Origin of the sequence: Bradyrhizobium sp. (assembly GCF_052389815.1) — a bacterium.
In the GTDB taxonomy this organism is placed as follows: Bacteria; Pseudomonadota; Alphaproteobacteria; order Rhizobiales; family Xanthobacteraceae; genus Bradyrhizobium.
On record NZ_JBQTHN010000072.1, the window covers coordinates 13,446 to 36,950 of the forward strand.

Below are 23,505 nucleotides of genomic sequence, written 5' to 3' on the forward strand. Positions count from 1 at the left end.
GAAGCCTTATGAGGAAACCCCGCGGCGCGGACGCCGCGGGGAAGGAGGTTGTTAGTGGCGCATGATCTTTTCGGAAAACCGCTTCACACTTTTCCGGATCATGCGCGCTAGCGAATGACGTAAGGCAGCAGGCCGAGGAAACGCGAGCGCTTGATGGCGCGCGCGAGCTCGCGCTGCTTTTTGGCGGACACCGCCGTGATGCGGCTCGGCACGATCTTGCCGCGCTCGGAGACGTAACGCATCAACAGCTTGGAATCCTTGTAGTCGATCTTCGGCGCGTTGGTGCCCGTGAACGGGCAGCTCTTGCGGCGGCGGAAAAACGGACGGCGTGCACCGGCTTCAGCCATGGTTCTTACTCCTCAACCGTCGTCGTTTCGGCAGCATCTTCGCGCGGGCGGCGCGGGCCGCGATCGCCGCGGAAGCCGCCGCCATCACGATCGCCGCGGAATCCGCCGCCGTCACGGTCGCCACGGAAACCGCCTTCGCGGTCGCCGCGGAAGCCGCCGCCGCGGTCGTCACGCTCGCGGTCGCGATCGGCCTTGCGCATCATCGCCGACGGGCCTTCCTCGAGCTCCTCGACGCGGACGCTGAGATAGCGGATCACGTCCTCGCTGATGCGCTCCTGGCGCTCGATCTCGGCGATCGCCGCGGACGGCGCGTCGATGTTGAGCAGCACGAAGTGCGCCTTGCGGTTCTTGTTCATGCGGTAGGTGAGGGAGCGCACGCCCCAGTTCTCGGTCTTGGTGACCTTGCCGCCGGCCTGCTCGACAATGCCCGTCATCTGGGCGGTCAGTTCTTCCACCTGTTGGGTGCTCGCGTCCTGACGCGCGAGAAAGACATGCTCGTAAAGAGGCATGGAGTCCCTTTCCTAATGTTGGCGCGGCTCCCGGCGTCAAGCCCTTCGAGACCTTCGGAAAGGACTCGGGGGTAGCTCAGAAGGCGGGAACACGGGACGACGGACCGACTGGCCCTGCCACATCAACATCGCCTGAAAGGAGAGATTGCTGAGACCGTCCGTTCAGCTCCCGGCCGGGATCCACGGATGCGCGCCTTATAGTGATTTTGGCCGGGATGGCAAGGGAAAGGGGCCTTGGAGGCACTTTGGGTTCCATTCTCAAAAATATGGAAAACAACCCCATGCACCGTAGCGCCAGGCTCCGCGCCGGGGATACGAACATCAGCCTTGCAATAGTTGTTTGTATGACATACAAATAACCCAAGTAGGAAACAATGGCCCCGAAGCGGACCGAGACGGCTGCCGAGCCCGTTGCCGGCGATCCCAAGCACGCCGCCGGCGGTCCCAAGCACGCCGCAGGCGACCCCAAGCACGGCGCAGGCGACCCAAAGCACGCGGTGCGCGCCACGCGCACGGCCGGGCGCAGGATGCGCTCGTTGCTGCTGGACGGCGCCAGCCGGCTGTTCAAGGAGAAGGGGCTCGCCGGGACGTCGATCTCGGATATCGCCGCCGCCGCAGACGCTTTCCCGAGCCAGATCACCTATTACTTCCGCACCAAGGAGGCGCTGTTCGTCGAGGCCGCCTGCCGCGACATGCTCTATGTGGCGCGCGCCACCGAGCAGGCCGCGCTGCGGGCGCACACGCCGGGCGAATACACCCGCGCGCTGGTCGAGACGGTGACCGCAACCGATTCGGTTGCCTTCTTCGCCGAAGCGCTGGCGCTGACACGTCGGCGCCCGGATCTGGCGCCGCTGGTCGAGCGCACCATCGAGCGGCTGCATGCCGAGGGCATGCGCGCCTATGCCGATCAGATCGCGCGGCATGGCTGGCGCAGCCTGCGCGATCCCGATGCCTCGTCGCGGCGGTTCTGGGCGCTCGCCATCGGCGTGATGGTCGAGGGTTTTGCGATGGGACGCTCGCCTGAGGAAATGGCCTCCGAAATGCTGCGCGTGCTCGGCGATCAGGCCACCACGAAGGCTGCCGGCAGCGCCCTGCGTCTGGTCGGCAGCGGCGTCACCGAAGAAACGTCCGAAGGGGAGAGCGAGACATGACCGCGCTTCGCATGCGAGCCCGCGATTTCCTCAGCGAAGACGAACTGGTCGCCGTGCGCGAGCGTTTTACCTGGAAGGGCGTGGCGATGATCGTGCATGCCTGGGCGCTGATCATCGCGGCCATCGCGCTGGTGGCGTGGTGGCCCAACCCGCTGACTTACCTCGTCGCGGTCGGCATCATCGGCTCGCGCCAGCTGGGCCTCGCCATCCTCATGCATGACGGCGCCCATGGCTGCCTGTCGCCGGACGAGAAGACCAATCTGTTCCTGAGCCAGTGGTTCTGCGCCTATCCGGTGTTTGCCGAGACGCGCGCCTATCGCCGCTATCATTTGCAGCATCACGCGCGCACCCAGCAGGACGACGATCCCGACCTGATCCTGTCGGCGCCGTTCCCGATCACCAAGCTGAGCTATCGCCGCAAGTTCTGGCGCGATATTTCGGGCCAGACGGGCTACCAGCAGCGCAAGGCGCAACTCCTCAATGCGCTCGGACCTTCTGACTGGCCGCTGTCGCGGCGCGCGGCGCACTTCCGGGAAAAGCTCGGCCCGCAATGCGTGGTCAACGCCGTCATGTTCGTAGCGTGCGTCGCGGCCGGCGTCTGGTGGGCCTATCCGCTGCTATGGCTGGTGCCGCTGTTCACCTGGCAGATGGTGATCACCCGCATCCGCAACATCGCCGAACATGCCGTGGTGCCCGACTCTAGCGATCCCCTGCGCAACACCCGCACCACACACGCCAATTTCCTCGAGCGGCTGTTCATCGCGCCGTACTACGTGAACTACCATCTCGAGCATCACCTGTTGTTCTACATCCCCTGTTACAACCTGCCGCGCGTGCACGAGATTCTCTCGAAGAGCCCCATGGCCACGCGGATGGAAACCCAGCCCAATTATCTGGCCGTGCTGCGGCTGGCGACCGCCAAGCCCAATCATGACGACCGCCCGGGCCAGCTCGCGAGCAGCCAGCGCCGGGCGCGGGCCGGCGAGGCGGTCGGCGTGGACCAGAAGGCCGGCGGGTTCTAGGCGGGCGCCTATCACAATCGACAAGCGAGCGATGAACGTCTGACCCGAGCAATGCGACCAATCTCATTGATGAGCACCTGAGTTCGGGGCCCTCATAGAGATTGGAATCCGGCGATGAACCGTGGAACGAAAGGTGTTTTGCTCGTCGGCGGCCTAGCCGTCGCGATGGTCGCGACGTATGTCGGGCTGTCGGTGGCGTTCGCAAGGGCCGTTGATCCCAATCGCTATTGTGAGAGCGGTTTTTCTCCGTTGGTCGGTTGTACCTACCATTGGTCATCGACAAGCACCGGCCAAGGGACCCCGATATTCACCATCCCCTCGAGCTCGACGAGTACCCCGTCGAGTTCGCGTCACCCGTTCCGCACCGTCGAGGTAACGACGTGGGCCGTTGCCGATTGTCCGCAGAATTACATCGCCAGGCGCCTGCTCTGCGCCGTCCCCTCGGGCGCGACCACCGCACAGGCCGCAAGCGACGATCTCGCCACCGGTCTACCGCGGCCCAAGCCTTGGGTCCTCACCACGGGGAAGAAGACATCGTTCATCGAGGCGATTCACGTCGAGACGCCGCTCGATCTCGCAGGCACGCTCCGCTTCTATCGGGGCGAGCTCGGCAAGCGCGGCTGGATGGAAGATGGCGGTGCAGTCGTCGAGCCGGACAGGGCCGTGATCACGTTCACGACATCGGCTGGACCGGCGCTGCTCCGGCTTACCCATCAGCACGACAGGACGACTGCCGATCTGTCGCTGCGCAAGCGTGCCGCCGCTACGAGTGCCGACATCCTGCCCAAGCCGGGGCAGGTGAGACTGATGCTCGGCAACGCCACGGATGAAGAGGCCGTCATCACCATCAACGAACGGACCATCAAGTTGGCGGCTCGCGCCGGAAGCGAATTTATTGACTATCCCGAAGCCGGACGCAAATCGCCTGATAGCCCGGAGATCGATCTGCTGCCGGGCAAGTACAAGGTCGCCCTCAAGGTCGCGAGCGGCGCGGCGCAGAACCGGGAGTTCGAAGTCGCTGCCGACGAGACCTGGGGCCTGCTGGTCGGTCCGGCTGGTGTCCCGCTCCCCGTGCACCTTTATTGACGCGCGGAGGTCCGGGTTGCGCCGGAAGCTGGCCTGATCGCGCGCTCTACGTCACTGTTACAACCTGCCGCGCATGCACGTATTCTCTCGCGCAGCCCCATGGCCGCGCGGATGGAGGCCCAGCCCAACTATCTCGCCGTGCTGCGGCTTGCGCCCCCGCCAAGCCCAACCGCGAGGACCGGCCCGGTCAGCTCGCGAGCAGCAGCCGCGACAGACACCGCGAATGTTAGTCGCTTTCCTTACGCTGCGACAGGTTTGAAGGTGATATGGCCCCGCTGGGCCTTCTTGCCGCGTTTGTCGCGCGGTCGAGCGACTATCTCGATGTCGCGATCGAACGCTGTCAAAAAAGCAATCAGGCGGTCGACTGAGTATTCGCGGAAGTGGCCCTTAAACAGCCGCGAGACTTCGGGCTGGGAGATACCCATCAGGGCTCCTGCCTTTTGCTGCGTGAGCTTGCGTTCGGTGGTGAGCCGATGCAGCTCCGCGACAATCTGGGCCTTGAGGAAGTGATTTTCAGCATCGGGCAGCCCAACGTCCGCAAAGATGTTGCCACTGCCTTCGTAGACTTCAATCTTAGTCATTTCTTTGGCTCCCGTTTGGTTCGCGAAGCGTGATCGGCCTCTGCTGCTTTGAGGCGCCGCTTGATGAGATCAATATCGCTTTGGGGGGTCTTGATGCCGCGTTTCGATTTCTTCTTGAACGCGTGCAGCACGTAGACGGCTGCACCAAAGCGAACGGTGTATACGGCCCGGTAGGTGTCGCCGTCGAAATCCTCGACGAGTTCAACCATACCACTTCCGAGGCCCTTCAGCAGCTTCGCGGATGGGGGATGTTGTCCGAGCTGTGCAAGAAACAACTCAAAGCCGAATGAGTCTTGCACAGCCCGCGGAAAATCCCGGTAGTCCTTCCGGCTTGACCCGACCCAAAAGAGCGGGCGCGCTGGAGCAGGTAATATTTCCATTCTCGTCGTAATATGAGTATAAACTCATAATTTGTCAAACCCCAATCTGTGTAGCGGCCGGCGTATGGTGGGCCTATCCGCTGCTATGGCTGGTGCCGCTGTTGACCTGGCAGATGGTCATCACCCGCATCCGCAACATCGCCGAACATGCCGTGGTGCCCGATAGCCACGATCCCCTGCGCAACACCCGCACCACCCACGCCAATTTCTTCGAGCGGCTGTTCATCGCGCCGTACTATGTGAACTACCACCTCGAGCATCATCTCTTGTTCTGCATCCCCTGTTACAACCTGCCGCGTGTGCACGAGATTCTCTCGCGCAGCGCCATGGCCGGGCGGATGGAGACGCAGCCCAATTATCTCGCCGTGCTGCGGCTGGCGACCGGCAAGCCGAACCGCGAGGACCGTCCGGGCCAACTCGCGAGCAGCCAGCGCCGGGCGCGGGCGGGCGAGGCCGTGGGCGTGGACCAGAAGGCCGGTGGGTTCTGATTCAATTTGCCGACTCATCGATGGGGCCACGCGGAGCAGGGTGCTTGGGGGCTTACGTCTCTAAAGCGCGATGGCGTTTGATTGAATCGGTCGTCCGGCTGACTCAGTCCACCTCTCCCGTCGGGAGAGGTCGATTTGCGAAGCAAATCGGGTGAGGGGCGCCACTCCAACGAGGGACCGTAACCCCTCACCCGGCGCTGCGCGCCGACCTCTCCCGACGGGAGAGGTGATTCCCGATGCCGCTATAGTTCAACCTAACCCATCACGCTCTAGGCCGTGCTCTGAATCGCCAGACTCAAATGGTACCGCGTATGCCGCAGCTCGCCTGTCCTGGTAAGCGCCCCCTTCTCCACAAGGTCTTGCAGGTCGCGGGTCGCGGTGGCGCGGGAGGTCTTGCCGATCGTGATGTAGTTGTCGGCAGAGAGGCCGCCCTTGAAGCCGTCGATGCCCTCCTTGAACATGCGGGCGATTACCTTTTCCTGGCGTCCGTTGAGCTGGTCGCGGAATGTCTCGTAGAATTTGGCTTTGGCCACGAAGAAATCCACGCGGGCGATCGTGTTGCGCTGGGCTTCGAGGATCGTGCTGGCGAAGTAGGTCAGCCACGCCGTGATCTCCAGCTCCTTGTTGTTGCGCTCCAGCGCCGCGTAGTAATCCTTGCGCTTGCGTTCAATGGTGTAGGCCAGCGCAATCAGGCTCGGCCGGTTGAGGTTTTGCGCGAGTGATTTTTCTGCAAGAGCACGGCCAATGCGGCCATTGCCGTCTTCAAACGGGTGAATGCACACAAAGTAGAGATGCGCGATCCCGGCGCGCGTCAGTGGCGGCAGCGGCGTCTTCCCGCCTGGGCTCGTGTCGTTGAACCACGCGATGAAGCGGGTCATCTCGTCGTTCATGCGCGAGGCCGGCGGCGCTTCGAAGTGGACGCTGCGCTTGTAGTCGGGCCCGGAAACCACCTGCATTGGTTCCGCGTGTGTGCGGTAGCCGCCGATCGCGCCAATCTCGCGGTCACCCGAAAGCAGCATCCTGTGCCATGTGAACATCGTCGCATCGTCAAGGCTGTCGCCGAAGTTGCGGTAGAGATCGACCATCATCTCGGAGATGCCACGCTCCGCAGGATCGATGCCGGGCCTCTCCGCGCCAAGCCCAAGCTGGTGGCGAAGCGACGATTGCACGCTGTCCCGGTTCAGCAATTTGCCTTCAATCTCCGAGGTCTTGACCGCTTCCTCGCTGATAAGCTCGATTTTGAGGGTTTCCTGATCGTCAGCCCCCATGTGCTTACAGGCACCCACGAATTCTCCGGACTGGAGCAGGAATTGCTGCTCCAGAGGGACCAAAGCCTCTGATTTATATGAGAATTTTGGCCAGTCGGGCTGATCCCAATTCCACGTCATGAGCTATAGAATCCTCTTCTATAGCTCATTATAATACAATTTATGAGTTATAGGGCGGGATTATATCGCTCAGGACACTTTGGCTCTCGCGGACGGAGACGCCCCAGGCATCTGCCGCCATCCGGCTTCCACCACTCGTGCGAAAGGCAAGGAAGTGGCGCGTGCCGCCCCAAGCCGTTAAGGCGACCCTTCGGGCTAGACCCGCTGTCAGCGCCAGGCTTTTCCTCGGCAACCGTCAATGCCTCGTCCTGCATCTGCCACTGCCAAGCCCAACCGCGAAGACCGTCCGGGCCAGCTCGCGAACAGTCAGCGCCGGGCACGGGCCGGGCAGGCGGTCGGCGGCGACCGGAGGGCTGGCGGGTGTTAGGCTTTCTCCCCGATCATCATACCGCGGCGGCCTCTCGCCCGGGTCCGCCTGACTTTCCAGAGGCTTGAATCGCGACCGGACCTTGTCCAATTGTAGCCCATAGGTTACAATTGGGGAGGTTCGGGAGCGCGGATGGCGATAGTCAAAATCAATCCAATCAAAATAGACGGTCGCTGGAACTCAGGCGTTGCCTTGGATCTTCACACGACCAGCAGTACTCCGGTCGGATACAATGAGTTTGGCCATATGCAGTTCGACACCGTGCGACCGGAAATTGCCGAACTTCTCTATCGGCTGAAGAACCGCGCCGACAAGGGACGCGGCTGGGCCGATCATCGAGACCGCGGCCAACTTCCTCGCTGGGCATCGGGACAAGTTCGACAGCATCGTACCGGTCCCGCCGTCCCACCAGCGCGCATTGCAGCCGGTCATCGTCCTCGCCGACGGGATCGGAGCTGCGCTCGGGGTGCCGGTGCTGTCGTGCGTCACGACGACCCGCCCGACCACGCAGCTCAAGAACGTGACCGATCCGGAGGAGCGGAAGAAGCAGGTCGATGGCCTTTATCAGGTCGACGCGACGCAGACACAGGGCCGCAGTATCCTCCTCTTCGACGATCTCTTTCGGTCGGGGACCACCATGAACGCCATCACGGATCAGCTGCTCGGCCCAGGCCAAGCTGCGGTCGTCCGGGCCGTCACCATTACCAAGACACGGAGCAACCATTGAACACGATCTTCATAGGCGGCTCGCGACGCGTTTCCCGGCTTCCCTCCGAGGTTAAGAAGCGGCTCGACAATGTCGTCGCGAGCGGCCACCGCGTCATCGTCGGAGACGCCAACGGCGCCGACAAGGCTGTCCAGAAGCACTTTCACGACATACGTTATGACAAAGTCACGGTGTTCTGCTCGGGCGCATCACCGCGCAACAACCTTGGAACCTGGCTCACCCACCACGTCGACGCGCCCAAGTACGCGAAGGGTTTTCAGTTCTACGCGGCTAAGGATCGAGAGATGGCGCGTGAGGCAGACTTCGGCCTGATGATCTGGGACGGAAAGAGCCCGGGCACCGTGCTCAATGTGCTGCGCCTCGCCATCGCCGGAAAGATCGCAGTGCTGTTCAACGTCCTCGACAAGGACGTTGTCAACATCAGGTCCGTGGACGCGTTGAGGAACTTCATCGCACACTGCAGCGACGAGCTGCGCCGGGATATGAAGGAGCGCGCGACGCCCGACGAATGGCGGCTGGTCGAGGCCAGCGATCAGCCCACATTCCTGTCGGCGATGGAGAAAGCGCCCTCCGCTCAAAAAACCGAGGAAGGCTCGGACGAGACCGGCACCTCCTCGCCGGTCCAAGCTCCGGCGCTCGACGAGGTCGTCAAAATACTCAACGAAGCGCTCGCACGCTCGGATGCGACCGCGATCAAGGAAACGCTCGGCCAGATCGCGCGCGATCGCGGCATGAGTCAGGTCGCGCGCGAAACCGGACTCGCTCGCGAGAGCCTCTACCGATCGCTCGACCCCAAAGGGAATCCGGAATTCACCACGGTCCTGAAGGTGCTCTCGTCGATCGGCTTACGGCTCGAGGTCAAGCCCGAGAAGGCGGAGTCGAAGCGCGAGCCGGTTGCTTCGCACGGTTGAGCGCGGCGTGTCCTATCGGGCGCCGCCACGCGAGAGAGTTAGGGCGCGTACTCATAAGTAGGCCCTCCCGATGCAGGGTCGGACATCGGCGGAGGGCGAAGGTACATGATTGCCGAGCGCCACCTCCCGGGTCGAGTTTGTGGCGGCTTGACATAGCCGCCGCAGTCGGTGACTTACGCCCCCAATCTCAGGGATTTCGGGACGTTCAGGGAGCGCCGATGACGGCAGCATTCACATTTCCGGGGCAGGGATCGCAGGCGGTCGGCATGGGCAAGGCGCTGGCCGAGGCCTTTCCCGTGGCGCGCGCCGTGTTCGACGAGGTCGATGCGGCACTCGGTGAGAAGCTGACCGCCATCATCTGGGACGGCCCGGCCGAGACGTTGCAGCTCACCGAGAACGCCCAGCCGGCGCTGATGGCGGTATCGATCGCGACCTTGCGGGTGCTGGAGAGCGAGGCCGGATTTTCCGTGGCTAAGGACGCCGCCTTCGTCGCCGGCCATTCGCTCGGTGAATATTCCGCGCTGGCGGCGGCGGGCAGCCTCAGCGTCTCCGATACCGCGCGGCTGCTTCGCATCCGCGGCCTTGCCATGCAGAAGGCGGTGCCCGTCGGCGTCGGCGCGATGGCGGCGCTGCTCGGGCTCGATTACGAGACGGCGGTCGCCGTCGCCAATGAAGCTGCGCAGGGACAAGTCTGCCAGGCCGCCAACGACAATGGCGGCGGGCAGGTGGTGGTCTCCGGCGACAAGGCCGCCGTCGATCGGGCGGTCGAGATCGCGAAAACCAAAGGTGCAAAACGCGCGATGCTGCTGCCGGTGTCCGCGCCTTTCCATTGCGCGCTGATGCAGCCGGCCGCCGACGCGATGGCGAAGGCGCTCGCCGACGTCACGATCAACGCGCCGGCTGCGCCGCTGGTCTGCAATGTGCTGGCCGCGCCCATCAGCGATCCCGCCGAGATCCGCCGCCGCCTGGTCGAGCAGGTCACCGGCACCGTGCGCTGGCGCGAGTCGGTGGCCTATATGGCTGGCCATGGCGTGACGCGCTTTTTCGAGATCGGCGCCGGCAAGGTGCTGAGCGGCCTCGTCAAGCGTATCGCGGAAGGTGCGGTCGGCGTTTCCGTCGGCGGACCCGGCGACGTCGCCGCGGCTCGGGAAGCATTGGCGGCTGCGAAATAGGCCTGAGGGCCTGATCGGAGTCGGTTTTCGTCATGCCCGGCCTTGTGCCGGGCATCCACGTCTTTGTCGCCGCAAGTAAGAAAGACGTGGATGGCCGGGACAAGCCCGGCCATGACGACGAGTTGGTATAAAAGGCGCTGAAATTGGCAGCTTTTTGAGTCAGGTATTGAGGAGAGTTTTCATGTTCGATCTGACTGGCAGGACGGCGCTCGTCACCGGTGCAACTGGCGGCATTGGCGGCGCGATCGCATCGGCGCTGCACAAGCAGGGCGCGACGGTCGCGATATCAGGTACGCGCCGCGAGGTGCTCGACGGCTTTGCCGCCAGGCTGGGGGAGCGCGTCCACGTGCTGCCCTGTAACCTGTCGAAAAGCGATGAGGTCGAGGCGCTGGTGCCGGCGGCGGAAGCCGCGATGGGGCAGGTCGACATCCTCATCGCCAATGCCGGCGTCACCCGGGACAACCTTTTCGTGCAGCTGCGCGACGAGGACTGGGACGACGTCATCCAGATCAACCTGACCGCGACCTTCCGCCTGGCGCGCGCCGCCACCAAGCTGATGATGCGAAAGCGCTTCGGCCGAATCATCGCCATCACCTCGATCGTCGGCGTCACTGGCAATCCCGGACAAGCCAACTACACCGCGTCCAAGGCCGGCATCATCGGTCTGATCAAGACGGTCGGCGCCGAATATGCCAAGCGCGGCGTCACCGCCAATTGTATCGCGCCCGGCTTCATCAAGACGCCGATGACGGATGCGCTCAACGACAAGCAGCGCGAGACCATCCTGACCAAGGTTCCTGCCGCAAGGCTGGGGACGCCGGAGGATATCGCCGCTGCGGCGGTTTATCTCAGCTCCAACGAGGCCGGCTACGTGACCGGGCAGACCCTGCACGTCAACGGCGGAATGGCCATGTTTTGAGCCCGATTGCGCCCGGTTGCGGCCGCGCAGGAGGCGCCCGCGGCCCGGTTTGGCCCTTATAGTCAAGGGTTTGGAAGTATGATAACCGGACGGCGCAAGGGATGGGCAAAGAACGCCTTGCAGGAATTTGAAACCCTGTATATTGGCGGGGCAAATCCTGCCGACGTTTGCCGGGTCCTGAGGACAGACCGGGGCGAATCAGCACGCGATTGCGAAGGAAGCTAAACGACCACGATGGCTCTATCGTCTTCGGGATGTCTTGAGGGTGTTTTTGGGGTCGGGACCAATGGAACAAGCACGAGGTTGAACGATGAGTGAGATTGGCGAGCGGGTTAAGAAGATCGTGGTCGAGCACCTTGGTGTCGAGCCCGACAAAGTGGTCGACGGCGCGAGCTTCATTGACGACCTCGGCGCCGACAGTCTCGACACCGTCGAGCTCGTGATGGCGTTTGAAGAAGAATTCGGTTGTGAAATTCCCGACGATGCCGCGGAAACCATTCTGACCGTCGGCGACGCGACCAAGTTTCTCGAGAAGAACGCCAAGAGCTGACGCCCTCGCGGCGCTGACAAAGCCGGTGGGCCGAAAGCCCCCCGGTTTCTTGTTGTCGGCCGCCATTTCCAAGGCGCGGAGTTTGACATGAGACGGGTGGTCGTCACGGGGCTCGGCATGGTCACGCCGCTCGCATGCGGCGTGGAACCGACCTGGACGCGGATCCTTGCCGGCAAGAGCGGCGCGAAGAAGATCGACACGTTCGAGGCGTCCGACCTGACCTGCCAGATCGCCTGCATCATCCCGCGCGGCGACGGCTCGAACGGCAGCTTCAATCCCGACCAGTGGATGGAGCCAAAGGACCAGCGCAAGGTCGACGATTTCATCATTTATGCGATGTGTGCTGCACGGCAGGCGCTCGACGATGCCGACTGGCATCCGTCCACCGAGGAGGAGCGCTGCGCCACCGGCACGCTGATCGGCTCCGGCATCGGGGGCCTCTCCGGAATCGCCGACACCGCGATCGTCCTGAAAGAGCGCGGTCCGCGCAAAGTGTCGCCGTTCTTCATTCCGGGCCGGCTGATCAATCTCGCCTCCGGCTATGTCTCGATCGAGCACGGCCTGAAAGGTCCGAACCATTCGGTGGTGACGGCATGCTCGACCGGCGCGCACGCGATCGGCGACGGCGCCCGGCTGATTGCGCTCGGCGATGCCGACGTGATGGTGGCGGGCGGCACGGAATCGCCGATCTGCCGCATCGGCATGGCCGGCTTCTGCGCGGCGCGCGCTCTCTCGACCGGCTACAACGAAACGCCGGAAAAGGCCTCGCGCCCCTATGACAAGGGCCGCGACGGCTTCGTGATGGGCGAGGGCGCAGGCATCGTCGTCCTGGAAGAATATGAGCACGCCAAACGGCGCGGCGCGAAGATCTATGCCGAGGTGACCGGCTACGGCCTGTCGGGCGATGCCTATCACATCACCTCGCCGACGCCGGACGGCGACGGCGGCTTCCGCAGCATGTCGGCGGCATTGAAGCGCGCCGGCCTCACGGCTTCCGATCTCGACTACATCAACGCGCACGGCACCTCGACGCCGGTCGGCGACGAGATCGAGCTCGGCGCGGTCGAGCGGCTGCTGGGCAACGCCGCCTCCAAGGTGTCGATGTCGTCGACCAAATCGTCCACCGGTCATTTGCTTGGAGCGGCCGGCGCGATCGAGGCGATCTTCAGCATTCTGGCGATTCGCGATAATGTCGCTCCGCCGACGATCAATCTCGACAACCCGTCGATCGAGACGGCGATCGACCTCGTGCCCCACACGGCGCGCAAGCGCGAGATCAACATTGCGCTCTCGAATTCGTTCGGTTTCGGCGGCACCAATGCCTCCGTTATCCTCCAGCGCGTGGTCAACTAAAGAAGCAGCGTGGAGTTAATCCACGCTTTTGCCGTATTCGGCGCTGACTCCTAGTTGCGGGCGTATGCTATTGGCTGGGCAGTGATTTGCCGGCCACGATTGAACCGGCAGGAACCAGGTTGCATCGATGAGTGAGAGGCCGCCCATTTCGCCCCGCAGTCCGCGCGCCGCGCTCGAGCCCGAGCAGGTGCCGCCGCCGCCCAAGCGGAGCGATCGCGCGCGCAACCCGTTCGTGGTGGTCGGCAACGCGATCTTCACGATCCTGATCCTGCTGATGATCGGCGCCGGCGTCTCCTACTATTACGGCAGGCAGATGCTGGAATCGGCAGGACCCCTCAGGGAAGACAAGGTCGTCAACATCCCTGCGCGCGCCGGCAAGCGCGACATTTCCGACGTGCTGCAGAGAGAGGGCGTGATCAACGTCAATCCCTGGATATTCATCGGCAGCGTCTATGCGCTGAAGGCGAGCTCCGACCTGAAGCCGGGCGAGTATCTGTTCCAGAAGAATGCGAGCCTGCGTGCCGTCATCGCCACCATCGTCGAAGGCAAGGTGGTGCAGCATGCGGTCACCATTCCCGAAGGCCTGACGTCGGAGCAGATCGTGGCACGGCTTTCCGACAACGACATCTTTGCCGGCAGCGTGCGCGAGATTCCGCGCGAGGGCACGCTGCTGCCCGAGACCTACAAGTTTCCGCGCGGCACCACGCGCGAGCAGGTGATCCAGCGCATGCAGCAGACGCAGAAGCGCGTGCTGGCCGAGATCTGGGAGCGCCGCAATCCGGACATCCCGATCAGGTCGCCGGACCAGCTCATCACGCTCGCCTCCATCGTCGAGAAGGAAACCGGCAGGGCCGACGAGCGCAGCCGCGTCGCCGCCGTCTTCACCAACCGGCTGCGGCAGAAGATCAAGCTGCAGTCCGATCCGACCATCATCTACGGCCTGGTCGGCGGCAAGGGCACGCTGGGGCGGCCGATCAAGCGCTCGGAAATCAGCCAGCCGTCGCCCTACAACACCTATGTGATCGAGGGCCTGCCGCCCGGACCGATCTCCAATCCCGGCCGCGCGTCGCTCGAGGCCACCGCCAATCCGGCACGCACGCGCGACCTGTTCTTCGTCGCCGACGGCAGCGGCGGCCACGCCTTCACCGAAACCTACGACGCGCATCAGAAGAACGTCGCCAAGCTGCGCGCCATGGAAAAGCAGATCCAGAACGACACGGTCGAGCCGGCCGAAGAGGCCCCGCCGCCTGCCGCTGCCGGCGCGCCTCCCGCCGCCGACACCAATCCGACCGCCGGCACCGGCACCAGGCCTCCGGCGGCGAAGCGGCCGGCGCGGCCTCCGGCCCCCGCGCAGGCGCCGGCCCGGCAGGGTGCGGCGCAGTCTCCCGCCGCGCCGTCGGTGGTGCAGCGCTAGCCCTCGCATCGCGCACGGCCAAGCCGATTTCACTTGTCGTGAAATCGTCCTATGGTCGCGCGACCCCTTGAGTCTCTCATTCCCCGTTCGGAGAATCTATCGCGATGGCGCTGTCGAGCATGACCGGTTTTGCCCGCAGCCACGGCGCCAGCGGTCCCTATACGTTCGAATGGGAACTGAAATCGGTCAACGCCAAGGGCTTCGATCTGCGCCTGCGGCTGCCGCCCGGCTGGGACGAGATCGAGGCCCCCGCCAAGAAGCGCGCGGGCGAGCTGCTCGTGCGCGGCACGGTCTACGCCAATCTCAACGTCAAGCGGACCAACGCCGTGGCGCAAGTGCGGATCAACGAGGACGTGCTGGCTGCCGTGGTGAAGGTCGCCGGCCAGGTCGCCGGCAAGATCGATGCGGTGGCGCCCAGCGTCGACGGCCTGCTCGCCATCAAGGGCGTCATCGAGGTGATCGAGCCCGAAGGCAACGAGGAGGAAGACAAGGCCGCCAGGGCTGCCGCGATGGCGGCGTTCGAGCAGGCCTTGACCGAGCTCGTCGAAATGCGCCGTCGCGAGGGTGCGGCGCTCGGCCAGGTTCTGGGCGCGCGCGTTGACGAAATCGAGCAACTCGCCAAACGCGCCGAGGCCGCGCCCGGGCGCAAGCCGGAAGCCATCCGCGCGCGGCTTGCCGAACAGGTCGCAGCGCTATTGGAGGCGTCGGATCGTTTCGACCAGGACCGGCTCGCCCAGGAAGCGCTCCTGATCGCGACCAAGGCCGACATCCGCGAGGAGCTCGACCGCATCGCCTCCCACGTCGCGCAGGCGCGCGACATCCTCGGCAAGGGCGGACCGGTCGGCCGGCGGCTCGATTTCCTGGCGCAGGAATTCAACCGCGAGGTCAATACCTGCTGCTCGAAATCCAACGACATCGAGCTCACCAATACGGGGCTCGCGATGAAGAACGTCGTCGAGCAGTTCCGCGAGCAGGTGCAGAATCTGGAGTGAGGCGATGGCGGCGGGCAGCCAAAGTGCTGACGGGGTGGCGCGGCGCGGGCTGATGTTCGTGCTGTCGTCGCCGTCGGGCGCCGGCAAGACCACGCTGTCGCGCATGCTGATGGAGATGGTCGACGGCCTCCAGATGTCGGTCTCCGCGACGACGCGCGCGCAGCGGCCGGGAGAGGTCGAGGGCAGGGACTACTATTTCGTCGACCAGAAGCGTTTCGACGAGATGGTCGCAAGCGGCGACCTGCTGGAATGGGCGCTCGTGTTCGGCAAGAGCTACGGTACGCCGCGCGTGCCGGTAGAGACGGCGCTCGCCGAGGGGCGGGACGTCTTGTTCGACATCGATTGGCAAGGCACACAGCAGCTGCGCGAGAAGGCCGGCACCGACGTCGTCAGCGTCTTCATCCTGCCGCCGTCGGCCGCCGACCTCGAGAAGCGCCTGCACACCCGCGCGCAGGATTCCGAAGAGGTGATCCGCTCCCGCATGGATCGCGCCAGCCATGAGATGAGCCATTGGGCGGAATACGACTACATCGTCGTCAACCGGAACGTCGACGATGCCTTTGCCGAGGTGCATTCGATCCTCAAGGCAGAACGGCTGAAGCGCGCGCGGCGCGTCGGCCTAACCGGGTTCGTGCGCAACCTGCAGCGCCAGCTCGAGAAATGATGGCTCAAGCGGCGCGGCGGCCGCTTCCTTGCGCGCGCATCCGCTTTCTCTTGCGGTAGAGGTCGCCGGGCCGGCGCGGCGCGTCCGGCACCTCCAGCGTCGGCATCGGCGCGCTCGGTGTCAGGCGCGTGCGGCGGGAGGACAGCCAGGCGAAGAGCAGGCTGGCCAGCACGCCGAGGACCGACAGCCCGCCGGCGATGACGGTGATCAGCATCGGCAGCGACATCGGCTTTTCCGCGATGGGAACGGGCGGCACGACGCGCGGCATGACCGGCGGCTTTGCCGGCGCCGTTGCTGGAGCGGTGCGCACCTGCGCGGTCTGGTCGGCCGGTGCAGCCGGCGGATTCGCTGCGCCGTTCGCCATGGTCGACATCGGATCCGGCCAGCGCGTTGCGGCGGCCGGCGCCAGCATGTTGCCTGCGGTTCGTGCGGAAGCGGGATCGCCATTGTCGGTGACAGGCGCGCTTGCGGCTGGCGCGGGCGGGCTTTGCAGCGGCGCTGGCCTTGCTTCCTGCTCGACAGGCGCGCGCGAGAATTCGGCGCGCGCGTCGGAAACCGAGCGCGTCTCTGCCGGCTTCTTGCGCGGCGGGGCGGGAGCCGGTTCTTCCGTAGCGGCGGTTGATTGCTCGGCTGCCTTGCCTGCAGCCTTTTCGGTGCCGTCCTTCAGAAACCAGCAGTGACGGCCGGTGCCCCGTTCGACACGATAGCGCCAACGGGTGCCCGGCGGGGCGTACTCGCGGGGCGACGTCAGGCACGTATCGGCCTTCTGTTCGGCGCCTTCGGGAGCAGCGGTTTCGGGAGCGGCGAGGCCATTCGCGCTGGAAATAACGGAGGCGAGGATCGCCGCCACGAATTTAGCAGCGCGGGCTTTCATGAACACCTCCGGGACGCGACGCAACGCAGTTTACGCACCCCTTCTCTGCGAGAATCTGGGTGGCAATGAGCCGCAAATCCGGAGTCGTTAAGGCTTAATTAAGACCCCGCCGGCGTGTGCCGGCGGGGGCCGAAAATCGGGCGAAAAATGCGTGAAAAGGCCGTTATCCCTGGAGCATGATCTACCCGAAAACCGGTACCGCACTTTGCGGGATCACGCCCTAATTCTTCAACATGATGCGGCCGACGACGCGGCCGGCGCGCAGCTCGTCGATCCACTTCTGCACGTCCGCCATCGGCTCCTCGCGCATCGGCGTCGGCCTGATCTTGCCGGCGCGCGCCAGCGCCATCAGTTCCTTGCCCTCGGCGAGCGTGCCGACCATGAAGCCCTCGATGGTCATGCGCTTGTAGACCCACTGCACCATCGGCAGGCTGAAATTGCCGCCCATCAGGCCGGACACCACGATCTTGCCGCCGCGCGCGACAACCGACACGGCAAACGCCATCGACTTCTCGTTGCCCGCGAAATCGACGATCTCGTCGAACCCGCCCTCGGTCTCCTTGATCATGCGCTTGACCACGTCGGGCTCGGCGGGATCGTAGGCGACGGCTGCGCCGTTCTTCAGCGCGGTATCGCGCGCCGCCGCGCTGAGATCGGCAACCGCTATCGGCTGCTTGAACATCGCCTGCGCAAACGACAGGCCCATCATGCCGACGCCGCCGAGGCCGATCAGCAGCAAGTTGCGCTGCCGCGGCCGGTCCGCCAGCCGCTTCAGTGCGCCATAGGCGGTGACGCCGGAGCACATCAGCGTCGCCGCCTGGTTCACCGGCAGCGGATCGTATTCGAGCAGATATTTCGCGTCGGGCACCAGCACATGGCTGGCGAAGCCGCCGTCGATGGAGACGCCGAGGAAGCGCTGCTTGACACAGAGATTCTCGTCGCCATTGGCGCAATCGCGGCACTGGCCGCAGCCGATCCAGGGAAACACCGCGCGCCTTTCGCCGATCAGGCCCGCGGGCGCGTCGGGGCCGACTTCCTCGACGACGCCGGCGATCTCGTGGCCGAGCGTGAAGGGCAGCACCATGCCGCGGGTCGTATCCAGCTTCTTGCCGCCGCCGAGATCGGCATAGCCGTCCTGGATGTGCAGGTCGGAATGGCACAGCCCGCAGCGCTCGATGCGGACCAGCACCTCGGCCCCCTTGGGCTTCGGCGTGTCCACGATGGTCTCGCACAATGGCGCATCGAACTTGACCAATGATTGCCGCCGCATCAGCGCCATCTCGTTTTCTCCCTTCGGGCTAATCTTGTTTTGCGGCCCGTATATCGGCCAATTCGCGCGCCATGGCAACAAAGCCTGATATCGGGATGGTCTCGGCACGGCGCGTCGGATCGACCTGGGCTGCCGCTGCGAGCCGCGCCGGGTCGAGGCCGAGCGATTTCAGGCTCTGCCGCAGCATCTTGCGGCGCTGGCCGAACGCGGCGGCCGCGACCTGCTCCAGCGCGCGGCGGTCGCACGCTTCCGGCCTTTGGCGCGGCACCAGCCGCACCACGGACGAGGTGACCTTCGGCTGCGGCACGAACGCCGACGGCGAGATGTCGAACAGGATTTTCGTTTCGGTGCGCCAGTTGGCGAGCACGCCGAGCCGCCCGTAGGCTTCCTCGTTCTCGTGCGCGACGATCCGCTCGGCGACCTCGCGCTGGAACATCAGCACCATCATGTCGTACCAGGGCGGCCAGGGCTCGACGGTGAGCCAGTCGATCAGGAGCTGCGTAGCGATATTGTAGGGCAGGTTGGCGACGATTTTCGCGCGTTCGCCGGCAAGCATGGGACGCGGATCGAAGCGCTGCGCATCGGCGCAGACGATGTCGAGCCGGCCGGGATAGCGCCTGGCGATGGCCTCCAGCGGCGCCAGCGCGCGCTCGTCGCGCTCCACCGCAATCACGCGCCGCGCGCCGAGCGCGAGCAGGGCGCGCGTCAGGCCGCCCGGTCCGGGGCCGACTTCGATCACGGTGGCGTCTTGCAGCGGATCTGCCGCCCGCGCGATCCGGGCGGTGAGGTTGAGATCGAGCAGGAAATTCTGGCCGAGCGATTTGCGCGCGGAGAGGGAATGTTCGCGAATGACCTCGCGCAGCGGCGGCAGGTCGTCGATCGCGCTCATGAGGGATGCGCCGCCGCCATGCGGGCGGCGAGTTTAAGCGCGGCGATCAGGCTCGCAGGACTAGCCTTGCCGGTGCCGGCGATGTCGAAGGCGGTGCCGTGGTCCGGCGAGGTCCGTACGAACGGCAAACCCAGCGTGACGTTGACGGCCTCGTCGAAGGCGATGGTCTTGATCGGGATCAGCGCCTGGTCGTGATACATGCAGATCGCGCAGTCATAGGTTTGCCGCGCCGCCGGATGGAACATGGTGTCGGCCGGCAGCGGCCCGCGCGCCTGGATGCCGCGGTTGCGCAGGGCGGCGACCGCGGGCGCGACGATCTCGTCGTCCTCGGTGCCGAGCGTGCCGAACTCGCCGGCATGCGGATTGAGCCCGGAGATCGCCAGCCGCGGGTTGGCGATGCCGAAGCGCGATTTCAGGTCGGCCACCGCGATGCGGGCGGTTGCGACGATCATCTCGCTGGTGAGCCGGGCGATCGCCTCGCGCAAGGGGACGTGGATGGTCACCGGCACCACGGCAAGGCCGGGCGACCACAGCATCATCACCGGCTGCGGCACGCGGCCGTCGCGGCTGGCAAGCTCGGCGAGGAATTCGGTATGGCCGGGATGCTTGAAGCCGGCGCGATACAGCACGCTCTTGGCGATGGGATTGGTGACCACGGCGCTGGCGCGGCCGGCCGTGACGTCGTCCACGGCTTGGCGGATCGAGGCCAGCACGGCATCCGCGCTGCTGCCGTCGGGGCGGCCGGGCGCGGCGGTCGCCGTCTTGCCCGTCGCGACGACGGGCAGGGCTTTGGCAAAGGCCGCGCCCGCCTCGGCGGCGGCGACATCGGCGAAATCGGCCTTGAGGCCGAGATGCCTGGCGCGGTCGGCGAAATAGCCGCGGTCGCCAAGCAGGTAGAATGGCGGAAGGTCGGCCTCGCCGCGGCGCAGCCACGCCTCGATCGCGATGTCGGGTCCGATGCCGGCGGGCTCACCGGAGGTCAGGGCAAGGGGCTTTGCCATGATCAACGATATTCGATCATTGCCGCCTTGCGGACTTCCTGCAGGTAAGATTTCGATTTCGCCTCGTATTTCTCCACGAACATCTTTTCGCGGACCTCCCGCTTCTTCGGCGTATCGATCATCTTCTTGTTGCGCTCGCACAGGGCCACCATTTCGATGCCCTGCCTGGTCGTCTCGGGCGGCGTCAGGTGGCCGACGGGCGTCTTCTCCAGCATGTCGCGCAACGCTTCCGGCAGGTCGGCCGACGTCTTGGTGACGAATTCGCGGACCGCGGCACCACGCATCGACTTGAAGTAGTTGATGGCATCGGCGCAGCTCGTGACGCGTTCGCGCAGCGATTCGGCTTCCTTCCTGCGCTGCTGGTAGGCGGATTCGGGCGAGCCGCGCGGTACGATCAGCACGACCGGTCGCATCTTGTATTCGGAAGCCTCGACTTCGAGCTTCTCCTCGCCGGTGCCGCGCACGGCGGCGGCGACGTCCCGCTCGCCGACCTGCAGGCTTTCCTTGAAGCGGCCGCGCACCAGGCTGCCCCAGACCATGTCCGCCTTGATGCGCGAACGCAGCGTCTCGGGCCGCACGCCGCGCTTCTCCAGCACCTCGGTGAGCTGACTCGCGGACAGGCGCATGCGCTGCGCCATCTGGGCGTAGGATTGGTCGACGTCGCTCGTGCCGGGATCGACTCCGAAGCGCTTGGCTTCCTTGATCTTCACCTTTTCGTCGATCAGCTCGTTGAGGATGTCCTGGCGGTTCGGCTGCTTGTTGGTGGTCATCAGGTTGAGCTTGCCGCGCTGCTCGATGTCCATGCTGGTGATCGGCTCGCCGTTCACCATGACGACGACGGTCTGCGCGCGCGCCGGCGCGCCGCAACCGATCGCAGCAAGCAGGATTGCGGCAAATAGGGTTGAGAGGCGGAGCGAGGGCATGGCGATCATGTTCCTAAGCGCTGTTCGACCTGTTCGATCCGGGCCGCCATGGGCGGAAAGTCCATCCCCTGGGCAGATGCTACTGAAGACCGCTGCCGCTACTCGAGCCCGACGAGGTGGCAATGGTACGCAAGCCGATCTGCAGCATGAACGTATGGTTCAGGGTCGGCGGCGTGGAACCGGCGGAATAACTGTACGACGTCAGGTAGTTGGCGGCCAGCACGAAGCAGTCGTCGACGTAACCGGCGCCGATGATGTATTGGTTGATCTTGTTGGCTTCGAGATCCCAGCGCGCCCCGCCGGAGATCACCCAGTTGGTCGCGATCTTCACCGAGGCGTTACCGAGCAGACCTTCGCGTCGGGTCAGATAGCCGAGCTCCGGTTGTTCTGCATAGTTGCCGTACAACATCGACACCGACCAGCGGTCGAAGGTGGCGCGTCCCTCTGCCTCGAAGCGGTTGACGTTCATCGTCGCCTCGTCGAACCGCGCGCGGGTCGAGAAGGTGTAGGTGCGGTTCGGCGAGTAATTGACTCGCGCCACGTAGTCGGAGCGCTGGGTGGCGAGGCCGGAGTCGAGGCCGGTATTGGTCGCGTCCACCACCGCGAAGGAGTTGAGGCCGAACAGCTGGTAGGACTGGCCGAACAACACGTTGATCGAACCGCCGCGGTCGAACTGCGTCGTGGCCTGAACGCCGACATTGGCGCGACCGCCGCCTTCGATGCGGTCATAACCGGAGAACTTGTCGACCGCGAACAAATTGCTGGCGTCGAACACGAGGCTCTGCGCGTCCTCGTTGGGCAGCCGGCCGGCATAGCTCTCGTTCGGACGAAGAATGACCTGCGCGATCGGCTCGACGATCGTGGTGCCCCATGGCTGAACGTTGATGAAGGGGTAGCGGTACTCGAGACCGACGGTCGGCATGGCGCGCAGCGCCTGGGTGTCGCCGACCGGCAGGAAGTTGGAAACGCCCGGCTGGTTGGAGATCGAGGAATCGATCGCATCGGCGCGCAGGCTCGCGAACGGCGTCCAGATCTGGCCGATCGGATCGGTGATCGATTTGCGCCACTGCACCTCCGCCGTTGCGCGCGTGTAGGTGCCGGGCATGCCGCGCAGCAGGCACTGCGAAGGCAGCCGCGCCAGCGGATCGGCTGAGGCGTTGAGGCAAAGCCCGTTGGTATTGGCGAGAGTCGTGATCGGGTCGAACGCCGCGGTCGTGCGAGTGAGACTGGTGAAGTTGGTCCGGTAACTGAGCTCGCCGCCGAAGATGTTGTGGTTGACGACGTTGTTGTAGTCGATCACCGGGTGGATCACCGGAACCTTGTCCTGGTTGCCGGAGAAGCTCAGGAAGTAGATCGCGCGCGCGTCGAAAAAGCTGCGGTTGCCGACGCCGGTGAGATAAAGCTGCGAGATCGCTTCCGTCGGCAGGCTCATGAACGAGCCGAGCGGGTCGCGGTACTGGGCGAGGCGATAGTCCGAGAAGAAGTAGTAGTCGGACAGCAGCACGCCTTCCCAGCCCCAGACCCATTTGTCGTTGATCGCGAACTGGCCCTTGGTGTCGATGCCGCCGCGGAACTCGCGGTCGCCGGGCTGGCCGGCGTAGGCGCCGGGGTCGAGCTGGTAAATGCCATAGGCCCGGATCTGGTAGGAGCCGTCCAGCAGGCGCTGGCGGAATTCGGCCTGGCCCAGCACGCCCTGCCTGGTGGTGATGCGCGGTGTGATGGTCAGGTCGTAGTCCGGAGCGAGCGCCCAGTAGAACGGCGTGTCCACGCCGAAGCCGTAGCCGGTGGCCGAGTTGTAACTCGGCATCAGGAAGCCGGTCTTGCGCTTCACGGTCGGGTCGGGGGTCGCGAAATACGGCAGATAGGCCATCGGCACGCCGAAGAACTCGAGCTGCGCGTTCTCGAAATACAGCATCCGTTCTTCTTGGTTGTGGATGATGCGCGCGCCCTTGACCTGCCACAGCGGCGGCTTCTTCGGATCGTCCTTGCAGGGCGCGCAGGCGGTATACACGCCGTTCTCGAACACCGTGTAATTGCCGGCCGAGCGGTCGGCGCGGCTCGCCGCCATGCGCGTCTGGTCTTCGGTATCGACGCGCAGCGAATCGACGAAACCATCGCGGTAGTCGTCGCTGAGATCCATGACGTTGGCGTAGGTGATCTTGCCTTCCGCATCGGTCAGGCGGATGTTGCCCTCGGCATGCAGGCGCTTGGTCTTCTGGTCGTAGACGACCTTGTCGGCCTCGACGCTGGTGCCGTTGTAGTACATCTGCACGTTGCCGACGGCGGACACGCGCTGATTGTTGTAGTCGTAGTCGACCTCGACGGCCTGCACGAGCATCTGCCCGTCATTCGGCGCCGGCGGCCGCGGCGGCTTGGGCGGCCGCGGGTTGTAGGTGAAGCTCTGGGCTGAGGCGGGCGCGACCAGCGCAACATCGATCGCGCCGGCAAGAGTGAATCCGCCGATCAGGATCAGGAGCGCGGCCATGCGGCTACGTCGACGGCGCACGGGACTGCGCCGCCCGAACGC

General features: G+C 64.9%; 23 protein-coding genes and 1 pseudogene. 13 read left to right on the plus strand and 11 right to left on the minus strand.

What is annotated here, in order from left to right:
• Positions 1-107 precede the first annotated feature (107 nt).
• Both rpsR and rpsF read right to left on the minus strand, forming a co-directional pair.
• Positions 108-347 carry a 30S ribosomal protein S18 gene (rpsR, locus tag ACT4OC_RS12560; RefSeq protein ID WP_291609819.1) on the minus strand — a complete coding sequence of 80 codons (240 nt, stop codon included), beginning with the start codon at positions 345-347 and terminating at the stop codon, positions 108-110.
• Positions 348-352: 5 nt separating this feature from the next.
• A complete protein-coding gene (rpsF, locus tag ACT4OC_RS12565; RefSeq protein ID WP_444839316.1) occupies positions 353-856 on the minus strand; it encodes a 30S ribosomal protein S6 in 504 nt (167 codons plus the stop codon).
• A 374-nt stretch (positions 857-1,230) separates the two neighbouring features.
• Between rpsF and ACT4OC_RS12570 the strand changes: the two genes are divergently transcribed.
• The 3 genes from ACT4OC_RS12570 (at position 1,231) to ACT4OC_RS12580 (ending at position 4,115) form a co-directional block, all read left to right on the plus strand.
• Positions 1,231-2,007: a TetR/AcrR family transcriptional regulator C-terminal domain-containing protein gene (locus ACT4OC_RS12570; protein WP_444839317.1), complete on the plus strand. Its 777-nt coding sequence runs from the start codon at positions 1,231-1,233 to the stop codon at positions 2,005-2,007.
• Positions 2,004-3,029 carry a fatty acid desaturase family protein gene (locus tag ACT4OC_RS12575; protein WP_444839318.1) on the plus strand — a complete coding sequence of 342 codons (1,026 nt, stop codon included), beginning with the start codon at positions 2,004-2,006 and terminating at the stop codon, positions 3,027-3,029. Before ACT4OC_RS12570 ends, ACT4OC_RS12575 begins: the two co-directional genes overlap by 4 nt.
• A gap of 114 nt (positions 3,030-3,143) precedes the next feature.
• Positions 3,144-4,115: a hypothetical protein gene (locus ACT4OC_RS12580; RefSeq protein WP_444839319.1), complete on the plus strand. Its 972-nt coding sequence runs from the start codon at positions 3,144-3,146 to the stop codon at positions 4,113-4,115.
• A 239-nt stretch (positions 4,116-4,354) separates the two neighbouring features.
• On the opposite strand, the gene ACT4OC_RS12585 is transcribed toward ACT4OC_RS12580, so the two are convergent.
• Both ACT4OC_RS12585 and ACT4OC_RS12590 read right to left on the minus strand, forming a co-directional pair.
• Positions 4,355-4,696, minus strand: coding sequence for a helix-turn-helix domain-containing protein (locus tag ACT4OC_RS12585; protein WP_444839320.1), 342 nt, complete (start codon positions 4,694-4,696; stop codon positions 4,355-4,357).
• On the minus strand, positions 4,693-5,076 hold the full coding sequence (locus ACT4OC_RS12590; protein WP_444839321.1) for a type II toxin-antitoxin system RelE/ParE family toxin: 384 nt from the start codon (positions 5,074-5,076) through the stop codon (positions 4,693-4,695). The genes ACT4OC_RS12585 and ACT4OC_RS12590 overlap by 4 nt, the downstream gene beginning before the upstream one ends.
• Positions 5,077-5,129: 53 nt before the next feature.
• On the opposite strand from ACT4OC_RS12590, the pseudogene ACT4OC_RS12595 reads away from it, so the two are divergent.
• Positions 5,130-5,564 (plus strand): annotated as a pseudogene (locus tag ACT4OC_RS12595) (fatty acid desaturase); the annotation flags it as partial.
• A 269-nt stretch (positions 5,565-5,833) separates the two neighbouring features.
• Here the strand turns inward: ACT4OC_RS12595 and ACT4OC_RS12600 are convergent.
• Entirely contained in the window at positions 5,834-6,952 is a 1,119-nt protein-coding gene (locus tag ACT4OC_RS12600) for a Fic family protein (RefSeq protein WP_444839322.1), read from the minus strand.
• 785 nt (positions 6,953-7,737) lie between these two features.
• On the opposite strand from ACT4OC_RS12600, the gene ACT4OC_RS12605 reads away from it, so the two are divergent.
• From ACT4OC_RS12605 to gmk, 9 genes are all read left to right on the plus strand, one after another.
• Positions 7,738-8,046, plus strand: coding sequence for a ComF family protein (locus ACT4OC_RS12605; protein WP_444839323.1), 309 nt, complete (start codon positions 7,738-7,740; stop codon positions 8,044-8,046).
• 170 nt (positions 8,047-8,216) lie between these two features.
• Entirely contained in the window at positions 8,217-8,957 is a 741-nt protein-coding gene (locus tag ACT4OC_RS12610; protein ID WP_444839324.1) for an addiction module antidote protein, read from the plus strand.
• Positions 8,958-9,175: 218 nt separating this feature from the next.
• On the plus strand, positions 9,176-10,129 hold the full coding sequence (fabD, locus tag ACT4OC_RS12615; RefSeq protein WP_444839325.1) for an ACP S-malonyltransferase: 954 nt from the start codon (positions 9,176-9,178) through the stop codon (positions 10,127-10,129).
• A gap of 181 nt (positions 10,130-10,310) precedes the next feature.
• On the plus strand, positions 10,311-11,048 hold the full coding sequence (gene fabG, locus ACT4OC_RS12620) for a 3-oxoacyl-[acyl-carrier-protein] reductase (RefSeq protein ID WP_444839326.1): 738 nt from the start codon (positions 10,311-10,313) through the stop codon (positions 11,046-11,048).
• Positions 11,049-11,358: 310 nt separating this feature from the next.
• Positions 11,359-11,598 (plus strand): acyl carrier protein, encoded by a 240-nt coding sequence (locus tag ACT4OC_RS12625; protein WP_291609825.1) that lies wholly within the window; start codon positions 11,359-11,361, stop codon positions 11,596-11,598.
• Positions 11,599-11,685: 87 nt separating this feature from the next.
• Positions 11,686-12,951 (plus strand): beta-ketoacyl-ACP synthase II, encoded by a 1,266-nt coding sequence (gene fabF, locus ACT4OC_RS12630; protein ID WP_444839327.1) that lies wholly within the window; start codon positions 11,686-11,688, stop codon positions 12,949-12,951.
• Positions 12,952-13,078: 127 nt separating this feature from the next.
• Positions 13,079-14,365 carry an endolytic transglycosylase MltG gene (gene mltG, locus ACT4OC_RS12635; RefSeq protein ID WP_444839328.1) on the plus strand — a complete coding sequence of 429 codons (1,287 nt, stop codon included), beginning with the start codon at positions 13,079-13,081 and terminating at the stop codon, positions 14,363-14,365.
• Between the two features lie 104 nt (positions 14,366-14,469).
• Complete coding sequence (locus tag ACT4OC_RS12640; RefSeq protein ID WP_444839329.1) at positions 14,470-15,357, plus strand: YicC/YloC family endoribonuclease; 888 nt, start codon at positions 14,470-14,472, stop codon at positions 15,355-15,357.
• A gap of 4 nt (positions 15,358-15,361) precedes the next feature.
• Positions 15,362-16,021: a guanylate kinase gene (gmk, locus tag ACT4OC_RS12645; RefSeq protein ID WP_444839330.1), complete on the plus strand. Its 660-nt coding sequence runs from the start codon at positions 15,362-15,364 to the stop codon at positions 16,019-16,021.
• 4 nt (positions 16,022-16,025) lie between these two features.
• On the opposite strand, the gene ACT4OC_RS12650 is transcribed toward gmk, so the two are convergent.
• The 6 genes from ACT4OC_RS12650 to ACT4OC_RS12675 form a co-directional block, all read right to left on the minus strand.
• Entirely contained in the window at positions 16,026-16,895 is an 870-nt protein-coding gene (locus ACT4OC_RS12650) for a hypothetical protein (protein ID WP_444839331.1), read from the minus strand.
• A gap of 220 nt (positions 16,896-17,115) precedes the next feature.
• Positions 17,116-18,174 carry an alcohol dehydrogenase gene (locus ACT4OC_RS12655; protein ID WP_444839332.1) on the minus strand — a complete coding sequence of 353 codons (1,059 nt, stop codon included), beginning with the start codon at positions 18,172-18,174 and terminating at the stop codon, positions 17,116-17,118.
• Positions 18,175-18,193: 19 nt separating this feature from the next.
• Positions 18,194-19,054: a 16S rRNA (adenine(1518)-N(6)/adenine(1519)-N(6))-dimethyltransferase RsmA gene (rsmA, locus tag ACT4OC_RS12660; RefSeq protein WP_444839333.1), complete on the minus strand. Its 861-nt coding sequence runs from the start codon at positions 19,052-19,054 to the stop codon at positions 18,194-18,196.
• Positions 19,051-20,055, minus strand: a complete 1,005-nt coding sequence (gene pdxA / locus ACT4OC_RS12665) for a 4-hydroxythreonine-4-phosphate dehydrogenase PdxA (protein ID WP_444839334.1) — start codon at positions 20,053-20,055, stop codon at positions 19,051-19,053. The genes rsmA and pdxA overlap by 4 nt, the downstream gene beginning before the upstream one ends.
• 2 nt (positions 20,056-20,057) lie before the next feature.
• Complete coding sequence (locus ACT4OC_RS12670) at positions 20,058-20,978, minus strand: SurA N-terminal domain-containing protein (RefSeq protein ID WP_444839335.1); 921 nt, start codon at positions 20,976-20,978, stop codon at positions 20,058-20,060.
• A gap of 79 nt (positions 20,979-21,057) precedes the next feature.
• On the minus strand, positions 21,058-23,463 hold the full coding sequence (locus ACT4OC_RS12675) for an LPS-assembly protein LptD (RefSeq protein ID WP_444839336.1): 2,406 nt from the start codon (positions 23,461-23,463) through the stop codon (positions 21,058-21,060).
• Positions 23,464-23,505 lie beyond the last annotated feature (42 nt).